This window comes from Caproiciproducens sp. (assembly GCF_053840905.1).
In genome coordinates this window covers 55,815-72,379 of the sequence record NZ_JBNLXQ010000005.1, presented here as the reverse complement: position 1 = coordinate 72,379, position 16,565 = coordinate 55,815, and the positions used below count along the sequence as shown (strand labels likewise).

Below are 16,565 nucleotides of genomic sequence, written 5' to 3'. Positions count from 1 at the left end.
ATTGTGGTAAACTAATAAAAATGAATATTACTTAGGAGTACTTGCAAATGCCCAAAATCGGAATGCGAATCATCAAATCCTCTGCGGCGGTTTTCCTCTGCTTTGCGATCTATCTCCTCCGCGGCGACGGAATTCCGTTTTATTCCGCGATCGCGGCCATCCTGTGCATGCAGCCGTACGTCTCCAACAGCCGGAAGGTAGCCTTTAACCGCATCATCGGCACCCTGATCGGAGGGACCGCCGGCATGCTGGTCATGATGGCGGAAAAGAGCTTTATCCCGCCGGACGCGCCGGTGCTGAAATATCTGCTGATTTCCGCCGTCATCATCCCGCTGATCTATCTTACCGTATTGGCGAAAAAGACTTCCGCTTCCTATATTACCTGCGTTGTCTTTATGAGCATCACCGTTTCCCACGGTCAGGACGCGAGTCCTTATTTGTTCGCGCTGAACAGAATTTTAGACACGCTGATCGGCATCTTCGTGTCGCTGGGCGTGAATGCGTTCCATCTTCCCCGCAGGAAAAACGGCAGCCTGCTGTTCGTAAGCGACCTGGACGGCACACTGACCAACTCCGACGGGCAGATCGGCGATTTCACCCGTTTCAAGCTGAACCAGCTCCTGCAAAGGGGCGCCATGATCACGGTGGCGAGCAAACGCTCGTCCTCTTCCATGGAGCCGATCCTGAAAGGAATCTCTTTTTCGCTTCCGGTAATCGCCATGAACGGCGCGGCGTTGTATGATATCAGGAAAAAGACCTATCTCTACAGCAAAAATATCCCTTACGCGACGGCGAAGGAGGTGCTGGGGGTATTTGACAAATACGGGCTGAACTGCTTTGTGCACACGATCATCAACGATATCCTTCATATTTATTACGGCGATTTTACCAACGCGGCGGAGGAGCGCTTTTACCACGAACAGAAGCTGCGGCCCTTAAAAAATTATATCTGCAACCCGCTGCCCGAAAACCGCGACGTGGTCTATATCATGGCGGTTGACCGGCTGGAAACCGTCCGGAAGCTGCGCGAAGAAATTCTGAGCCTGAGCTGCGCCGGGCAAATCAGCGCGGTCTATTACCCCGACCGGAACAACGAAGGCCACTATTTTCTGGAGATCTACAGCGTGGAAGCCTCCAAGGAAAACGCCGTACTGGAACTGAAAAGGCGGTACGGGATGGAAAAGGTCGCCGCTTTCGGCGACGATGAGAGCGACGCGGGCATGATCGCGGCGGCGGACTACGGCTACGCGGTCGCCAACGCGACGGACAGCCTGAAGGAAGCCGCGCCGCGGATCATCGGCGGCCAGGACAGCGACGCGGTCGTCAGGGCCATGGAAAAGTTGTTCCATGCCAAAAAGCTGCCTTAACCCCTTCCTCCCCGTCTTCGGAGGGGGAGAAACGCAGCCTTGTTGCAGAATCAACCGGAAATGCTGTAATACCATATCTCTGCGGAAAGGACGTTTGAATTGAATCATTTCTACACCGCCGAACCGGCCCGCGCAAAGACCCATCTGACAAAGATCGGGGCGGATTTCTGATGCTTACCTCCTTTTTGACCGTCTTTGAGAAGGTCATGATTCTGTTTATTATGATTTTCATCGGCTATCTCTGCGGGAAAACCGGATTGGTTACGAAGCGCGGCGCACAGCAGATCACCTCCATTCTGCTGAATGCCGTCATGCCGTGCCTGATTATCTCCTCGCTGCAGAGCATCATCGGGCAGATCGGGATCAAAGCGCTGATTTCCGCCGTGTTCTGGTCGGCTTTTGCCATGATCCTGGCAATTCTGGCCAGCATGCTCTTCTTTCGGAAGCATCCCGACGGCCAGAAAAAAATTCTGCGTTTCGCGGCCGCTTACTCCAACAGCGGATATATGGGAATCCCGCTTGTGGAGGCCGTCTTCGGCAGCACGGGAGTCGCCTACGCCGCCATGTACAACGCCGTGTTCAGTTTCTTCATGTGGACGCACGGTTATGCCAGTGTAAGCAGCCAACGCGCCCCGGACTGGAAAAAGATCGCCACCAATCCGGGAATCCTCGGGCTGGCGGTCGCTTTCCCGCTTTTTGCGTTCTCCGTCAGACTGCCGGAAATCCTGGCGTCCCCGATCGACTCCCTCGCCTCGATGAACACGCCGCTCGCCATGATCGTGGTGGGAATCTATATTTCCGGAATCAATCTGAAGGAGCTGTTTACAGACCGCGACCTTTACCTGCTTTCCGTTTTGAGGCTGGTCCTGATCCCGGGGCTGACCCTTCTGCTGATGCTCCCGTTCGGTATTGACAAAACCGTGGCCTCCACCGTTTTACTGCTCTGCGCCGCTCCGTCGGCTACCGTCACCGCGATGTTTGCGGTCCGGTTCGGCGGGGACGCAAAGCTCGCCTCCAAGGCCGTGGCGCTGACGACCCTGTTTTCCGTGGCGACAATGCCTTTCTTCTGCGTTCTGGCCAAGCAGCTGTTCTGAACATCCGTTTTACATAATGAAAAGGCTTCGGAATGAACGGACGGCGCAAATGGAATCAATCGGAAAATCCGGAAAAGCAAAAAATGCGCCCTGAACAGGCTTTTTCAAGCCCCGGCAAGGCGCATTTTTGCGCTTGTTTTTCAACAGTGCGGTTTCAGGAGAGAGGGTTGAGCCGTCAACATAAAAACATTTTTCAGGGGAGATGTTGCTTTCACGCTCTGACAAGATACAAAATGCATAAAACGGCTCGATCCGATGCATGATTTTTCAAAAAACATCCATTGACATTTCCCTGTAATCAGATTATAATTTGCAATAATTCAGCAGGTTCGACAGATAAATTGGTGTTTTTCTGCAGTCTTCATCCATTTTTCCTGCATGCCAATCTGCTTCATTTCGAATTTCACCGGCGGTTTTCCGGCATTGCTTTTTTTAACGGAAGGGGTATTATGATGAAAAAGACAAAAAGGATTTTATCCGCCGTGCTTTGTGCGGCGATGGCGATCAGCCTGTTTTCTTTGACGGGCTGTTCCAAAAGCGACGCGCAGTCCCCCGCTCCCGCCGCGTCCGGCGCGCAGAGCACCGCTTCGAAAAAGGTGCTCAGGGTCGGCATGGAGTGCGCGTTCGCCCCGTACAACTGGACACAGGCGGATGATTCCAACGGCGCGGTCCCGATTTCCAACAGCAGCGGCGAGTATGCCAACGGCTACGACGTTATGATGGCCAAAAAGATTGCCGACGCAATCGGATACGACCTGCAAATCGTCAAAACCGAATGGGACGGCCTTGCCCCCGGCGTATCCTCCGGCAAGCTGGACGCGGCGATCGCGGGCATGAGCATTACAAAGGAGCGTCTGCAGACCGTCGATTTCACGGATGTTTACTACAAAGCCTCCATTTACGCTCTTGTAAAATCCGACAGCAAATACGCTTCCGCCAAGGGTGTGGCCGACCTGAAGGGCGCTTCCTGCACCTCCCAGCAGAACACCATCTGGTACGATATGCTCAAACAGATCCCGGACGCAAAAATCCAGCCGGCCATGAAGAATGTTCCCGCGCTGATCGTGGCCCTGACCTCCGGCAAGACCGAGGTTTTTGTGACGGACAAGCCGACGGCCATGGCCGCTTCCTCTACGAATAAAAATCTTGTCATGCTCGACTTTTCCGCCGGCGGAGACGACTTCAAAGCGTCTGACGAAGCCGTCAACCTCGGCATTGCGGTTTCAAAATCCGCTGCGGACTTAAAAGAGGCCATCAATAAAGCCCTTGCGGAAATCAGCGAAGCCGACCGCGACAAAATCATGCAGGACGCGATTTCAAAGCAGCCGATGGCCCAATAACGATGGCTGCAGGCAGGAAGTGAGTGTAATCTATGAATCTTCCCAACGAAACCGATTTTTTCGGCTGGGTACTGTATCTGCTCGGCAAATACGGAATGATTTTTCTGCGCGGAGCGGGCGTAACGCTGATGCTGGCGCTGGTCGGCACCCTGATCGGATGTCTGATCGGCCTTCTGGTCGGCGTGCTGAGGACCTTGCCCTACAACAAAAAAGCCAATCCGGTCGTCAAAATCCTGTATAAGGTCCTGCAGTTTATTTTAGCCGTATACATAGAAGTCTTTCGCGGAACCCCGATGATCGTTCAGGCCATGGTGCTCTATTATGGCTCCAAGCAGATGTTCGGCGTGGATATGAGCGCGATGTTCGCCGGGTTTTTCATCGTATCCATCAACACCGGGGCCTACATGGCGGAAACCGTGCGCGGCGGCATCGACTCCATCGACGCGGGTCAGACGGAGGCCGCAAAGGCGATCGGCATGACGCACTGGCAGACCATGGTAAGCGTCATTATGCCGCAGACCCTGCGCAACATCCTTCCGCAGATCGGCAACAATCTGATTATCAACATCAAGGATACCTCCGTACTGAACATCATTTCCGTCACGGAGCTGTTCTTTTCCGGAAACTCCGCCGCCGGCGCCTACTTCCGGTATTTTGAAGTATTCTTTATCATCTGCGTGATCTACTTTATCATGACCTTTACCTGTTCGCGCCTGCTGCGCTGGATGGAGCGCAAGATCGACGGCTCCGGCTATTACTCTCTGGTAGAGACCGATATGATGGCCGACCCCTGCGGCCACAATCCTGTTAAGAAGCACGGAGGCAGTCAAACATGGAAGAAGTAAACGCCCCGATCCTGCGGGTAAACCATCTGAGCAAAAGCTTCGGCGACCATCAGGTGCTGAAGGATATCGACTTTGAAACCTATCACGGGAACGTCATCTGCATTATCGGCGCTTCCGGTTCCGGCAAGTCCACGCTCCTGCGCTGCATCAACCTGCTGGAAACGCCGACCTCCGGCCAGATTTTCTTTCACGGCAGAGACATCACCTCCAAGGGGAGCAACGTGAACGTGTACCGTTCCAAGGTGGGAATGGTGTTCCAGTCCTTTAACCTGTTCAACAACATGACCGTGCTCCAGAACTGCATGGCCGGCACGACGAAAGTACTGAAGAAGGATAAGAAAACCGCGGAAGAAACCGCGATGAAATACCTGACGAAGGTCGGTATGGGCGAATACATCAACGCGAAGCCCCACCAGCTTTCCGGCGGGCAGCAGCAGCGTGTCGCCATTGCGCGCGCGCTGGCCATGGAGCCCGAAATGCTGCTGTTCGACGAACCGACCAGCGCGCTCGATCCCCAAATGGTCGGCGAAGTGCTGCAGGTGATACGCGATCTTGTGCGGGAAGGCATGACCATGGTGATCGTGACCCATGAAATGGCCTTTGCCCGCGACGTTTCCTCCCGCGTGGTCTTTATGGCGGACGGCGTGGTGGCGGAAGAAAACACGCCGGAAGAGCTCTTTTCCAATCCTCAGCAGGAAAGCACCCGGGAGTTTTTGTCCCGTTTCCGCAATCAATAACACTCAGGCAGCAGACTGCAAAAAATCGTGCCTTTGTCCCGGGTCTGAAGGCTCTTGCCGAATGTCCATCTTACTGTATGAAAAAAACGCTTTGAGCAGTCCTTTTCAGGGCCGTATCAAAGCGCTTTTTGTTTTCAGAGGTTTTTTGCGGCGGCCGGGAATATTTGCTTCCGGCAGGAAGTTTTTACGTCCCGCTTCCTCAGGACCGGCTTGAACTGCCCGACTCTTCCGGTTTTTCGCGCGTACCCCCGCCCAGAATCTGTACGGAAACCAGCTGATCGGTTCCCGTTTCGCTGGTGACCTTCAGCACGCTGCCGACGGTGATGTCGCTGAGGGAAGCGGACGTTCCGCTTTCATTACCATTTGTATTTTTTACTCCTTTTGTACTGTATGTATCACTTGTATCCCCTGCGGAAGAAACGGCGGAACCCGCCCCCTGTTCCGTCTTTCCGTCCGGAGCCTGCCGGTTTCCCCGCATGCTTTGTCTGGTAAGGATGCTTTCGTCAGAGATGGTAACGGTTTTCGTTTCGCCTGTGAGCGTCAGCATTTCAAATCCGTCTGCGCCGCCGGAACCCGGCTGCCCCTGATTTTTTCCTTCGGAATCGGCACCCGACGCGGTATCGTCTTTCGACGGAGAGTCGCCCTTTTGTTCACTGCCGGAAGCGCCGTCTTTTCCGCTTTCCTGGCGCCCGCCGCCCTCTCCGCGGTTCAAGGTCCCCAGAGCAAGAGTGATTTTGCTGCCGTCAACCGCTGTCACCTTTCCGTACACGGTCGTCTGATTGTCCGCGCTCTGCCGGGAAGCGGACTGTGACGCCGTTGCGGACGCGGCCGTTGTCTGTGAGGAACATGCCGCAAGTCCGACAGTACAAACGGCGGCCAGCAGCACCGCTTCCACCCGTTTTACCATACGATCCTTCATGATTTGCATCTCCATTCTAAAAAATTGGAAATATCTTCCTGACGTATGGTTATTATATTGGCGCAATGTGACGGTTGTATGTTCTTTATTTTAAAGCTAAATGAAAAAAGCCCGCGGGCTGAGGCCCACAGACTTTTTTCTATTATGACATTATCGTTTGATAATTTTCTGTACGATGGAAATTTCCTCTTTGCTCGGAATCAGGAGCCTGTAGAAAGGCGTTTTAGTAAACCTGCAGAAAATGATGATCGAGGTCAGTCCCTGCGCCGTCAGTGAAACGGACGTCGACACCGCCGCGCCGTTGATGCCCATGCCGGGAATCAGGACAAAGCTGAGGACAATGTTGAACGCCACGCCGATCACCGTGGAGATGATATTCAGCTCCGGTTTTCCGTACGCCGCAATCGAGTTTGCCAGCACCTTCGCGTAAGTAATAAAGATGGAGCCGATAATCAGGATGCGCAGCGCAGGAATGGCTTCGACATATTTCGGGAAAACAATCGGTACGAAAACCTGCGCCATCCAGGTCAGCAGGAACGCGCACACAAAAGTAATGTAGGTAACGATTTTGCAGGACATCAGCGTCAGCTTGACTTTATCCTCCTGCACCTTCATCCCGGCGATCCGCGACATGATGACCATACTGACGGCATTCGGCAAAAGCCAGACCTGCTCCATCAGTGTGGAGGCGAAGGAGTACACGCCGAGCGCGGCGACCTTGTAATATCCCTTGACAATAAAATTGGCGGCATAGGTGTTCACATAGGTCAGCATGTTGGAAACATGGGATTTCAGACTGTACTTTACCATGGTACCGGCGCCGACCAGCACATCGTCCTCTTCGCTGACCGCCTGTTCCGGGCTCCTGCGCAGCACGGAAACACACATCCCGATCATGGCCACCATAATCAGAATGCTGGAAAGAATAATCACCAGCGGCGTTTTCCAGAAAAACACGCTGAACGCAAACACGGTGGTCAGCACGCGCTGAACCAGGGTGATGATGTTATAGGCGCTGAACTTGTTCTCCCCGCGCAGAATGCAGGTGTAGACGGTGGATAAAAAGGAAAAGACGCCGTAAACCACCGCAAGCACGCTGTATAAAAGAGGAGTGTCCTCAAAATAGCTGTCGCGCAGTACAAAAACGCTCGCAAGGCCGATGACGACGATCAGGACAACGATTCCGGCGCAGATTTTTGTCAGCGCTTTTTTCACGTTCTTCAGCCCGTAGCGCGACGTATAGTAAATCACCGCGGAGCTGACGCTCAGGGAAAGGAAGGTGACCAAAAGCGTTCCCACATACTGAAGCTGCGTAATATATCCCTTGGAAGCCGGGTCCAGTACCCCCGTGATCACAAGGGAGGAAACGAACCCCATGACCGCGCCGAAGGCGGTTGTGCCAAAGGTGCTGAGCGCGTCGCGCACGATGGAACTTCTGATTTTACGGTCTTTTTTTTCTTTCATCTATCCTATACTCCAATATCTGCCGCTGTACTTTTTAACAAGGAGTATATTATAGCATGATCGCAAAAAATTAACAATATTGCAGCGGTTATTCCTGAAGTTTTCCGCCGACATGGTTTCTGTCGAGCGCCTTCCGAATGGTGAGGAACAGCGGTACGGCCACCACGTCCGCAATCACCGCGTTCGTGAGGGTTGCGGCGGCTTTGGTCGCGATTTTAATATTGACGACCTGCACCGCGGAGCCGATGAGCAGCTCCTTCACATAGGAATAGCCGAGGTACAGGGCGCAGTAGCTCAAGGAACCCGCGACCGCCGCAAGAATCAGGCGGGAAAGCTTTTTCGCGGATCTGTCCCCGCCCCAGGCGATGGTGCCGCAGACAAACGCCATCATAAACTTAAAAACCAGCGTAAAAGGCGCGCTGGAAGCCCAGCCTCCGATCAGGTCAAAGATAAACGAACCGATTCCCGCCGCCGCGCCGCCGTAAACCGGCCCCAGAAGCAGGCCGGACAGGATGCAGAACACGTTGCCGAGACCGATCATGGTTTTGTCGCCAAGCACGGGAATCGGAACGTTCAAGTATGTTCCCACCAGTACAAGCGCGCCCATCAGGCCGGTCAGCGCGACATTGACCGTCGTCTTTTGCTGATTTGTATTACATTTCATGATGATGCCCCCAAATTATGAATGATGATTGCTTTGCTTTCAAGCTGTGCTATAATAATAGCGTATAACTGTTCGTATTGAAATATACAGTTAATAAAAAAATAACCAGTACAGTTTTTGGAGGAAACCATGACCTACGATTATCTGATTTTGGACGCCGATTCGGGCACCCCGCTTTATCAGCAGCTTTACCTCACCATGAAAGCCGCCATTGAGGCCGGACATCTCGCGAAGGGAGAGCGCCTTCCCTCCATCCGCAAGCTGGCGGAGGATTTAAAACTGAGCTGCACGACCGTGGAAAACGCGTATCAGCAGCTTTGCGTGGAAGGCTATATCCAATCCCGGCCGCAGCGCGGCTATTTTGTCCTGACCGTGGCGCACGGCGACGGGCGCCAGAAGCCCCGCCGCGTCGGTACCCCCCTGCCGAGCGCCCCTCCCATCCGCTACAATTTCGGCAGCGACTGTGTGGACAGCGACAATATCGACATCAGGGCCTGGCGGCGCCATATCCGCGACGTGCTGAACCGTCAGGAGGTCATCGCCGGGTACGGCGAGCATCAGGGGGAACGCGCTCTGCGCGAAGCGCTTTCCGCCTACAGCTACAGCGTCCGGGGGGTGGTCGCTTCCCCGGAGCAGATCGTCATCGGCGCGGGCACGCAGCCGCTGTTAACCATATTATGCGGATTGTTAAACAGGGAGGATACGCGCGTTGCCATGGAAGAGCCGGGATTTCTGCAGGCCGAGCAGATTTTCTCCGACTGCGGGCTGGATGTCCTGCAGCTGCCGGCGGACGAAAGCGGCATCCGGATGGACGCGCTGGAAAAAAGCGGCGCAAGGCTGCTGTTCGTCAGTCCCTCCAACCGGGTCCGCACGGGAACGAGCCTGCCCATGGGCAGGCGGGCCGAGCTGCTGAGCTGGGCGCGGGAAACCGGCGCGATCATCCTTGAGGACGACTACAACGGTGAGCTGCGCTACAACGCGCGCCCGATTCCGGCCATGCAGAGCATGGCGGGCGGAGAAAGCATCGTTTACATCGGCTCCTTCTCCAAGCTTCTGCTTCCTTCGGTGCGTATCGGCTATATGGTGCTGCCGGAAAATCTTCTGGAGCGCTACCGCGCGCGGGCCAGCCGCTACAACCAGACCGCTTCCAAAATCGAGCAGCTGGCTCTGAGCGGGTACGTGAAAAGCGGACAGCTGGAGCGCCATCTGCGCCGGCTGAGAAAGCTGTACGCCGCCAAGAGCACCGCGCTGATCAAAGCCCTGAAAAGCGCTTTCGGCGACAGCGTCGATATTTTGCTGGAGGAGACGTTTCTGTACCTGATCCTGGACGTGAAAACCGGGCTATCATCGCAGGAGCTCTGCGCCCTGGCGGCAGAGAAGGGCGTCCGGACCATGCCGCCGCAGGAAGGCACCTCCAGAATCAGGCTCGGCTTCGCGGGGATTCCCCTCGGGGAGATCGGCGCGGCGGTGGACTGCCTGAAAAGCGCGTGGTCCTGATTGTTTTTTCCGGCTTATCGTAGTAAAATAGGGTACATTAACAAATAATGGAATTAGAGCGTGTATGCAAACTCCAAAATCTAGTCTATTTCTACTGAGAAGGGTTCCTTCGTCGTCAAAAATGCTCCGAATACGGAAAGTATTCGTGTGCTTTTTTCCTTGAAGTCCCTCCTTCTCAGCGAAATATCCGTCGTTTTTCCGATTTGCATACACGCTCTAGTCCGCATCCCGCCGATGCGGCGGATTTCCATCGGATAAAGGAGAAGCATAACATGCAAGCATATGAAAGATTTCTGAAATACGTCGGCTTTGACACCACCTCCGACGAAAACGCCCCGGAGAACGTCTGCCCCAGCACCGAAAAACAGAAGGCGCTGGCAAAGTTTCTGGTGGAGGAAATGAAGGAACTGGGCCTTTCCGACGCCCACATGGACGAAAACGGCTACGTCTACGGGACGCTTCCCGCAAACTGTGCGGAAAAGCTGCCGGTGATCGGGCTGATTTCCCACATGGACACCAGCCCGTCCGCGAGCGGCGCCGGGATCAGGCCGAGAATCGTGGAAAATTACGACGGCGGGGACATCGTCCTCAATCAGGAAAAACAGATCGTGATGAGCCCCGCGAAATTTGAAAGCCTGCGCGATTACAAGGGCAAGGATTTAATCGTCACCGACGGCACCACCCTGCTGGGCGCCGACGACAAAGCCGGTGTGGCGGAGATCATGACCCTTCTGGAAAAATTGAGCGGCGGCGTGGTAAAGCACGGAAAAATCGCGGTCGGCTTTACTCCGGACGAGGAAATCGGGCGCGGTGCCGACAGATTCGACGTCGAACATTTCGGGGCGGATTACGCCTACACGGTGGACGGCGGAAGGCTGGGGGAAATCGAGTACGAAAACTTCAACGCGGCGGCCGCGACAGTCACGGTAAACGGGGTGAACATCCACCCGGGCGACGCGAAAAACAAGATGAAGAACGCGCTTTTGATGGGCATTGAATTCAATTCCATGCTTCCTCCGAACGAAATTCCCGCCTGTACCGAGGGCTACGAGGGCTTCCACCACCTGAGCCACATGGAGGGCGACGAGGAAAAAACCGTTCTGCGCTATATTATCCGCGACCACGACATGAAGCAATTCACGGAGAAAAAAGCCCGTTTTGAAAAAATCGCCCGCTATCTCAACGAAAAATACGGAGAAAATACCATTGAACTCACCCTGCGGGATTCCTATTATAATATGAAGGAAAAAATAGAGCCGCATATGTTTATCATTGAAAAGGCAAAAAAAGCCATGAAGGACGCGGGCGTGGAGCCGGAGATCGTAGCCATCCGCGGCGGCACGGACGGCGCGAGGCTTTCGTACATGGGTCTTCCCTGCCCCAACCTTTCCACCGGCGGCCACAATTTTCACGGCCGGTTCGAGTACGTTCCGGTCCAGTCCATGGACAGCATGGCGGAGGTACTCCTGAATATTGTAAAGGCGGAATGAATTTTGTATCGCATTTCCCTGCAGAATATGATATAGTAAAGTGATAAAGTGCAAATCGGCGGAAAAACGGCGGGGTTCCCGTTGCCGAAAAATGCATTTTATGGTATAATTATGCTTTAATTAAGAAAGTGCTTAAAGGGGATTAACGGAATTATGATTTGTGTGAACCAGTACCGCACCCATCTGTGCGGGGAAGTCAGCGAAAAGGACATTGGCAGCGAAGTGCGCGTGGCCGGCTGGGTGGAAAACATCCGCGACCACGGCGGCGTAAAATTTCTGGATCTGCGCGACCACTACGGCGTGGTCCAGATCGTTGTTCACGACGAAAGCCTGCTGGAAAATGTAGCGAAAGAATGCACCATTACCGCCGCCGGCACCGTTATACTGCGCGACGAAGACACCGTTAATCCCAAAATCAATACCGGCACGGTGGAGGTAAAGGTCTCCGCCCTCACCGTGCTGGGCAAAACACTGAACAGCCTGCCGTTTGAAGTGGATTTGTCGAAGGAAACCAAGGAAGACGTCCGTCTGAAATACCGCTTTCTCGATCTGCGCAACCCGAAGGTGCATCAGAATATCGTCCTGCGCTCCCAGCTGATTTCTTTTCTGCGCAGCAAGATGACGGAAATGGGCTTTCTGGAAATCCAGACGCCGATTCTGACCGCCTCTTCTCCGGAGGGCGCGCGCGACTATCTGATTCCCAGCCGCAGGCACGCGGGTAAATTCTACGCCCTGCCGCAGGCGCCGCAGATTTTCAAGCAGCTGCTGATGGTGTCGGGCTTCGACCGCTATTTCCAGATCGCCCCCTGCTTCCGCGACGAGGACGCGAGGGCCGACCGTTCTCCCGGCGAGTTCTATCAGCTCGACTTTGAGATGGCGTTCGCCACGCAGGAGGACGTTTTTTCGGTTGCGGAGGAAGTGCTGGGCGCAACCTTTGAGAAATTTTCCGATAAAAGGGTCTCCAAAGCGCCGTTTCTGCGCATTCCCTACGAAGAATCCATGCTGAAATACGGCACCGACAAGCCCGACCTGCGCAACCCGCTGACCATTCTCGATATTACCGACCTGTTTGAAGATACCGCCTTTACCCCGTTCAAAGGCAAAACCGTCCGCGCGATCAACGTGCCGGACTGTGTTGCCCAGCCGAAGAGCTTCTTCGAGAACATGCTGAAATTCGCGGAAGGAATCGGCATGAAGGGCCTCGGGTATATCAGCGTCACCGCTGAAAACGAGTACAAGGGCCCGATCAACAAATATCTGCCGGACGATAAACGCGGGGAGCTGGCCCGCCGTGCGGGGCTGAAGCCCGGCTGTGTGATCTTCTTCATCGCCGACGACCGCGAGACAGCACCGAAGCTTGCGGGACAGATCCGCACGGAGCTTGGCGAAAGGCTTGACCTGATCGACAGGGACGCGTTTGAGCTGTGCTTTATCGTGGACTTCCCGATGTACGAGATCGACGAGGACACCGGAAACTACGTCTTCACCCACAACCCGTTCTCCATGCCGCAGGGCGAAATGGAGGCGCTGACGACCAAAAGGCCGGAGGAGGTTCTGGCTTACCAGTACGATATCGTCTGCAACGGCGTGGAGCTTTCCTCCGGCGCGGTGCGCAACCATGACATCGCCGTGATGGTCAAGGCGTTTGAAATTGCGGGCTACACCGAGGAGGATATCCAAACCAAATTCACCTCGCTCTACCACGCGTTCCAGTACGGCGCGCCCCCGCACGCGGGCATGGCCCCGGGCGTGGACCGGATGCTGATGCTGCTGACCGGCGAGGATAACATCCGCGAGGTGATCGCGTTCCCGATGAACTCCAACGCGCAGGACGTGCTGATGGGCTCCCCCGGAGAAGTCACCGAGCAGCAGCTGCGCGAGGTTCACATTAAGCTGAGAAAATAAGCCCGGAGCCTGTTTTTGGCCCGGACCGAAGGAGGGCTTTCATGATTACCCATGAGGAAATATTGAATATCGCCAATCTGGCGAAGCTTTCCGTCAGTGACGAAGAGCTGGACGAACTGACGAAGGATATGAGCGAAATCATCGGCTTTGCCGACACGATCAACGCCGCCAGCGCCGACGCTTCCGATTTTGACAATATCAACAACCTCTCCAATGTCTTCCGGGAGGACACCGTCGTCCCCTCCTACGACCGGGAAGAGATCCTGAAAAACGCCGAGAGCCGGGACGACGGATATTTTCTGGTCAAAAAACGTGTGTAGGAGGTACGGATGGAAAGTCAGATCAAAAAGCTGCACGGGCTGATGCAGTCCCGGCAGATCAGCTGTCAGGAGCTTACACAGAACTATCTCGACGCGATGGAACGCGACAATATAAAAATCAACGCCTATGTCAACCCCACGGCGGAGCTGGCAATGGAAACGGCAAAGGCTGTGGACAAAAAAATCGCTTCCGGTGAAGAGCTTTCCCCCCTCGCGGGAATTCCGATGACTCTCAAGGACAATATCTCCACCAAAGGAATCGAAACCACCTGCTGTTCCAACATTCTGAAGGGCTATTACCCGATTTATGACGCGACGGTATGGGACATTCTGCAGCGGCAGAACGCCGTACTGCTCGGAAAGACAAACATGGACGAGTTCGCCATGGGCTCCTCCTGCGAAACCTCCTGCTTCGGCGGGGCGCTGAACCCCCACGACCTTTCCCGCGTGGCGGGCGGCAGCTCCGGCGGCGTCGCCTCCGCGGTCGGCGGCAACCTTGCCGTTTACGGGCTTGGTTCCGACACGGGCGGCTCTATCCGTCAGCCCGCCAGCTTCTGCGGCTTGGTCGGCTTAAAACCGACCTACGGCGCCGTTTCCCGGTACGGGCTGATCGCCTACGCGTCCAGCTTTGACCAGATCGGGCCGATCACCGCGACGGTGGAGGACGCCGCGCTAATTTACGACGCGATTTCCCGGTACGACGAAAAGGATTCGACGTGCCGCGGCAATACCGGAAAACCGGTCAGCGAGAGCCTGAACAACAGCGTCAAAGGCATGAAAATCGGAATTGCAAAGGAATACTTCGACGGCATCCGCGACGATGTGAACGGCGCGGTACAGAACGCGCTGAAGGTCTGCGAGTCGCTCGGCGCTCAGATCGTCTATTTCGATATGCCCGCTTTAAAATACAGCCTGCCGGTGTATTATATTCTGGCGTGCGCGGAGGCTTCTTCCAACCTCGGGCGGTACGACGGCATCCGCTACGGCTACCGCACCCCGCACTACGGCGACCGCAATGAAATGATCTGCAAAACGCGCAGCGAGGGCTTCGGCAGGGAAGTCAAGCGCAGGATCCTGCTGGGCACCTACGTGCTGAGCGCGGGGTACTACGACGCGTACTATAAAAAGGCGCAGAATCTGCGCGGCACGCTGGTCAAAGCGTTTCAGGACGCTTTCGGGAAATGCGACGCGATTCTCGCCCCCACCGTCCCCATGACGGCTTTCCCGCTGAACTTCACCGCACAGGACGCGGTGGAAACGTATCAGACGGACATCTGCACCGTGCCGGTGAACATCGCGGGCCTGCCCGCCGTCTCCATCCCCTGCGGCTTTGACGCCGCGGGCCTGCCCATCGGCATGCAGCTGATCGGCAGCAGCTTCAGCGAGGCGGTCATCCTGAATATTGCGCATCAGTATGAATCGGCCGTGGGAGACACGGTTTTCCGCTCTGCGGACATGGGGGTGAAGCTATGAGCGATTACGAACTGGTCTGCGGACTGGAAACTCATATTGAATTATCCACCAAAACGAAAATCTTCTGCTCGTGCACCACGGAGTTCGGCGGCGACCCGAACACCCACTGCTGCCCCGTCTGCATCGGGCTGCCGGGCACTCTGCCCAAGCTGAACAAAAAAGTGGTCGAATACGCCGTTATGGCCGGTCTGGCGACAAACTGCGAAATCAGCCCGGTTTCCAAAATGGACCGCAAAAACTACGTGTACCCCGACCTTCCGAAGGCATACCAGATTTCACAGTACGATATGCCGCTGTGCAAAAACGGATATGTGGAGCTGAGCAACGGCAGAAAAATCCGCATCCTGCGCATCCATATCGAGGAGGACGCCGGAAAGCTGGTCCACCAGCGCGGCAGCACCTATGTGGATTATAACCGCGGCGGCGTGCCGCTGATTGAGATCGTTACCGAGCCCGATATCCGCAGCATTGACGAAGCGAGGGAATATCTGGAAAGGCTGCAGCTCGTCATGCGCTTTCTCGGTATTTCGGACTGTAAAATGCAGGAGGGCTCCATGCGGTGCGACGTGAACGTTTCCGTGCGTCCGCAGGGGACCGAAGCACTCGGCACAAGGACCGAAATTAAAAATATGAACTCCTTCACCCACATGGCAAAGGCGATGGAATACGAGGTGAACCGTCAGATCGACCTGCTGCAGAGCGGCGAAAAGGTCGTGCAGGAAACCCGCCGCTACAACGAGGAGGACGACTGCACCGAAAGCATGCGCGGCAAGGAAGACGCCCACGATTACCGCTATTTCCGCGAGCCGGACCTCGTGACCATTCAGGTTTCCGGCGAGACAGTCGCCCGGTTAAGGGAAAAGCTGCCGGAGCTGCCCCACCAAAGGCTGGAGCGCTACCGGGCCGAATTCGGCATTCCCGAAGCCGACGCGCAGCAGCTGATCAAATACCGCCGAATTGCGGAATATTTTGAAGCCGCCATTGACGGCGTTCAGAATCCGAAGATCGTCGCGAACTGCATGATCGGACAGATGTTCAGCCGTCTGAACGGCGACAGCGCGAAAGAAAGCTTTCAGGTGAACGTAACGCCCGAAAACTTAAACGCGCTTGTGAAGCTGCTGGACGCAGGCAAAATCAAAATGAACCTTTTAAAGGCGACGCTTGAAAAAATGCTCGACACCGGGAAAGCTCCGGGCGAGCTCATCAGCGAGGCCGATATGGGCGGTGTGGACGCGGATGCTCTTAAATCCGCCTGCGAGCAGGCTATCGCCTCCAATCCCAACGCGGTGTCGGATTACCTCTCCGGCAAAGAAAAGGCGCTCAAGGCCATTCTGGGCTCCGTTATGAAAGCGACACGGGGCCGCGCGGACGCGACGGAAGCGGAAAAGCTGCTGATTCAGCTGATACAGGGAACCAACGCCAAATAATCAAAAATAAACGATGCATAAAA

The 16,565-nt window shown here is 55.2% G+C and carries 15 protein-coding genes; 11 read left to right on the top strand and 4 right to left on the bottom strand.

Annotation, left to right across the window (positions count from 1 at the left end):
- Positions 1-47 precede the first annotated feature (47 nt).
- A complete protein-coding gene (locus ACQGQ5_RS06400; protein ID WP_455735726.1) occupies positions 48-1,367 on the top strand; it encodes an HAD-IIB family hydrolase in 1,320 nt (439 codons plus the stop codon).
- 170 nt (positions 1,368-1,537) lie between these two features.
- A complete protein-coding gene (locus ACQGQ5_RS06395; RefSeq protein WP_455735725.1) occupies positions 1,538-2,461 on the top strand; it encodes an AEC family transporter in 924 nt (307 codons plus the stop codon).
- A gap of 9 nt (positions 2,462-2,470) precedes the next feature.
- On the opposite strand, the gene ACQGQ5_RS06390 is transcribed toward ACQGQ5_RS06395, so the two are convergent.
- Entirely contained in the window at positions 2,471-2,722 is a 252-nt protein-coding gene (locus tag ACQGQ5_RS06390; protein WP_455735724.1) for a hypothetical protein, read from the bottom strand.
- Positions 2,723-2,910: 188 nt separating this feature from the next.
- Here ACQGQ5_RS06390 and ACQGQ5_RS06385 point away from each other — a divergent pair, with 188 nt between their 5' ends.
- From ACQGQ5_RS06385 to ACQGQ5_RS06375, 3 genes are read left to right on the top strand one after another with little or no spacing between them, the layout of a single operon-like run.
- Positions 2,911-3,801: a transporter substrate-binding domain-containing protein gene (locus ACQGQ5_RS06385; RefSeq protein WP_455735723.1), complete on the top strand. Its 891-nt coding sequence runs from the start codon at positions 2,911-2,913 to the stop codon at positions 3,799-3,801.
- Between the two features lie 32 nt (positions 3,802-3,833).
- Positions 3,834-4,646 (top strand): amino acid ABC transporter permease, encoded by an 813-nt coding sequence (locus tag ACQGQ5_RS06380; RefSeq protein ID WP_455735722.1) that lies wholly within the window; start codon positions 3,834-3,836, stop codon positions 4,644-4,646.
- On the top strand, positions 4,634-5,383 hold the full coding sequence (locus ACQGQ5_RS06375) for an amino acid ABC transporter ATP-binding protein (protein WP_455735721.1): 750 nt from the start codon (positions 4,634-4,636) through the stop codon (positions 5,381-5,383). The genes ACQGQ5_RS06380 and ACQGQ5_RS06375 overlap by 13 nt, the downstream gene beginning before the upstream one ends.
- 199 nt (positions 5,384-5,582) lie before the next feature.
- Here the strand turns inward: ACQGQ5_RS06375 and ACQGQ5_RS06370 are convergent, their stop codons facing one another.
- The 3 genes from ACQGQ5_RS06370 to ACQGQ5_RS06360 all read right to left on the bottom strand — a co-directional run bounded on the left by ACQGQ5_RS06370 (position 5,583) and on the right by ACQGQ5_RS06360 (position 8,430).
- Positions 5,583-6,302, bottom strand: coding sequence for a hypothetical protein (locus tag ACQGQ5_RS06370; protein WP_455735720.1), 720 nt, complete (start codon positions 6,300-6,302; stop codon positions 5,583-5,585).
- 150 nt (positions 6,303-6,452) lie between these two features.
- The gene (locus ACQGQ5_RS06365; protein WP_455735719.1) at positions 6,453-7,766 is read right to left on the bottom strand and encodes a lipopolysaccharide biosynthesis protein; all 1,314 of its coding nucleotides are present in this window, start codon (positions 7,764-7,766) and stop codon (positions 6,453-6,455) included.
- A gap of 88 nt (positions 7,767-7,854) precedes the next feature.
- A complete protein-coding gene (locus tag ACQGQ5_RS06360) occupies positions 7,855-8,430 on the bottom strand; it encodes an ECF transporter S component (protein WP_455735718.1) in 576 nt (191 codons plus the stop codon).
- Positions 8,431-8,559: 129 nt separating this feature from the next.
- Here ACQGQ5_RS06360 and pdxR point away from each other — a divergent pair, with 129 nt between their 5' ends.
- The 6 genes from pdxR (at position 8,560) to gatB (ending at position 16,542) form a co-directional block, all read left to right on the top strand.
- Positions 8,560-9,927, top strand: a complete 1,368-nt coding sequence (gene pdxR, locus ACQGQ5_RS06355; protein WP_455735717.1) for a MocR-like pyridoxine biosynthesis transcription factor PdxR — start codon at positions 8,560-8,562, stop codon at positions 9,925-9,927.
- A gap of 272 nt (positions 9,928-10,199) precedes the next feature.
- Positions 10,200-11,417, top strand: coding sequence for a peptidase T (pepT, locus tag ACQGQ5_RS06350; RefSeq protein ID WP_455735716.1), 1,218 nt, complete (start codon positions 10,200-10,202; stop codon positions 11,415-11,417).
- 153 nt (positions 11,418-11,570) lie between these two features.
- The gene (gene aspS / locus ACQGQ5_RS06345) at positions 11,571-13,322 is read left to right on the top strand and encodes an aspartate--tRNA ligase (protein WP_455735715.1); all 1,752 of its coding nucleotides are present in this window, start codon (positions 11,571-11,573) and stop codon (positions 13,320-13,322) included.
- A gap of 41 nt (positions 13,323-13,363) precedes the next feature.
- Complete coding sequence (gatC, locus tag ACQGQ5_RS06340) at positions 13,364-13,642, top strand: Asp-tRNA(Asn)/Glu-tRNA(Gln) amidotransferase subunit GatC (RefSeq protein WP_038324946.1); 279 nt, start codon at positions 13,364-13,366, stop codon at positions 13,640-13,642.
- Between the two features lie 9 nt (positions 13,643-13,651).
- Positions 13,652-15,115, top strand: coding sequence for an Asp-tRNA(Asn)/Glu-tRNA(Gln) amidotransferase subunit GatA (gene gatA / locus ACQGQ5_RS06335; RefSeq protein WP_455735714.1), 1,464 nt, complete (start codon positions 13,652-13,654; stop codon positions 15,113-15,115).
- Entirely contained in the window at positions 15,112-16,542 is a 1,431-nt protein-coding gene (gene gatB, locus ACQGQ5_RS06330) for an Asp-tRNA(Asn)/Glu-tRNA(Gln) amidotransferase subunit GatB (protein ID WP_455735713.1), read from the top strand. The genes gatA and gatB overlap by 4 nt, the downstream gene beginning before the upstream one ends.
- Positions 16,543-16,565: the final 23 nt, after the last annotated feature.

Coding starts and splice junctions, on each gene's coding strand:
- ACQGQ5_RS06360 (WP_455735718.1), bottom strand. CDS start 8,430: ATGAAATGTAATACAAATCAGCAAAAGACGACGGTCAATGTCGCGCTG.
- ACQGQ5_RS06370 (WP_455735720.1), bottom strand. CDS start 6,302: ATGAAGGATCGTATGGTAAAACGGGTGGAAGCGGTGCTGCTGGCCGCC.
- ACQGQ5_RS06375 (WP_455735721.1), top strand. CDS start 4,634: ATGGAAGAAGTAAACGCCCCGATCCTGCGGGTAAACCATCTGAGCAAA.
- ACQGQ5_RS06365 (WP_455735719.1), bottom strand. CDS start 7,766: ATGAAAGAAAAAAAAGACCGTAAAATCAGAAGTTCCATCGTGCGCGAC.
- ACQGQ5_RS06385 (WP_455735723.1), top strand. CDS start 2,911: ATGATGAAAAAGACAAAAAGGATTTTATCCGCCGTGCTTTGTGCGGCG.
- ACQGQ5_RS06395 (WP_455735725.1), top strand. CDS start 1,538: ATGCTTACCTCCTTTTTGACCGTCTTTGAGAAGGTCATGATTCTGTTT.
- pepT (WP_455735716.1), top strand. CDS start 10,200: ATGCAAGCATATGAAAGATTTCTGAAATACGTCGGCTTTGACACCACC.
- ACQGQ5_RS06400 (WP_455735726.1), top strand. CDS start 48: ATGCCCAAAATCGGAATGCGAATCATCAAATCCTCTGCGGCGGTTTTC.
- gatB (WP_455735713.1), top strand. CDS start 15,112: ATGAGCGATTACGAACTGGTCTGCGGACTGGAAACTCATATTGAATTA.
- aspS (WP_455735715.1), top strand. CDS start 11,571: ATGATTTGTGTGAACCAGTACCGCACCCATCTGTGCGGGGAAGTCAGC.
- ACQGQ5_RS06380 (WP_455735722.1), top strand. CDS start 3,834: ATGAATCTTCCCAACGAAACCGATTTTTTCGGCTGGGTACTGTATCTG.
- pdxR (WP_455735717.1), top strand. CDS start 8,560: ATGACCTACGATTATCTGATTTTGGACGCCGATTCGGGCACCCCGCTT.
- ACQGQ5_RS06390 (WP_455735724.1), bottom strand. CDS start 2,722: ATGCATCGGATCGAGCCGTTTTATGCATTTTGTATCTTGTCAGAGCGT.
- gatC (WP_038324946.1), top strand. CDS start 13,364: ATGATTACCCATGAGGAAATATTGAATATCGCCAATCTGGCGAAGCTT.
- gatA (WP_455735714.1), top strand. CDS start 13,652: ATGGAAAGTCAGATCAAAAAGCTGCACGGGCTGATGCAGTCCCGGCAG.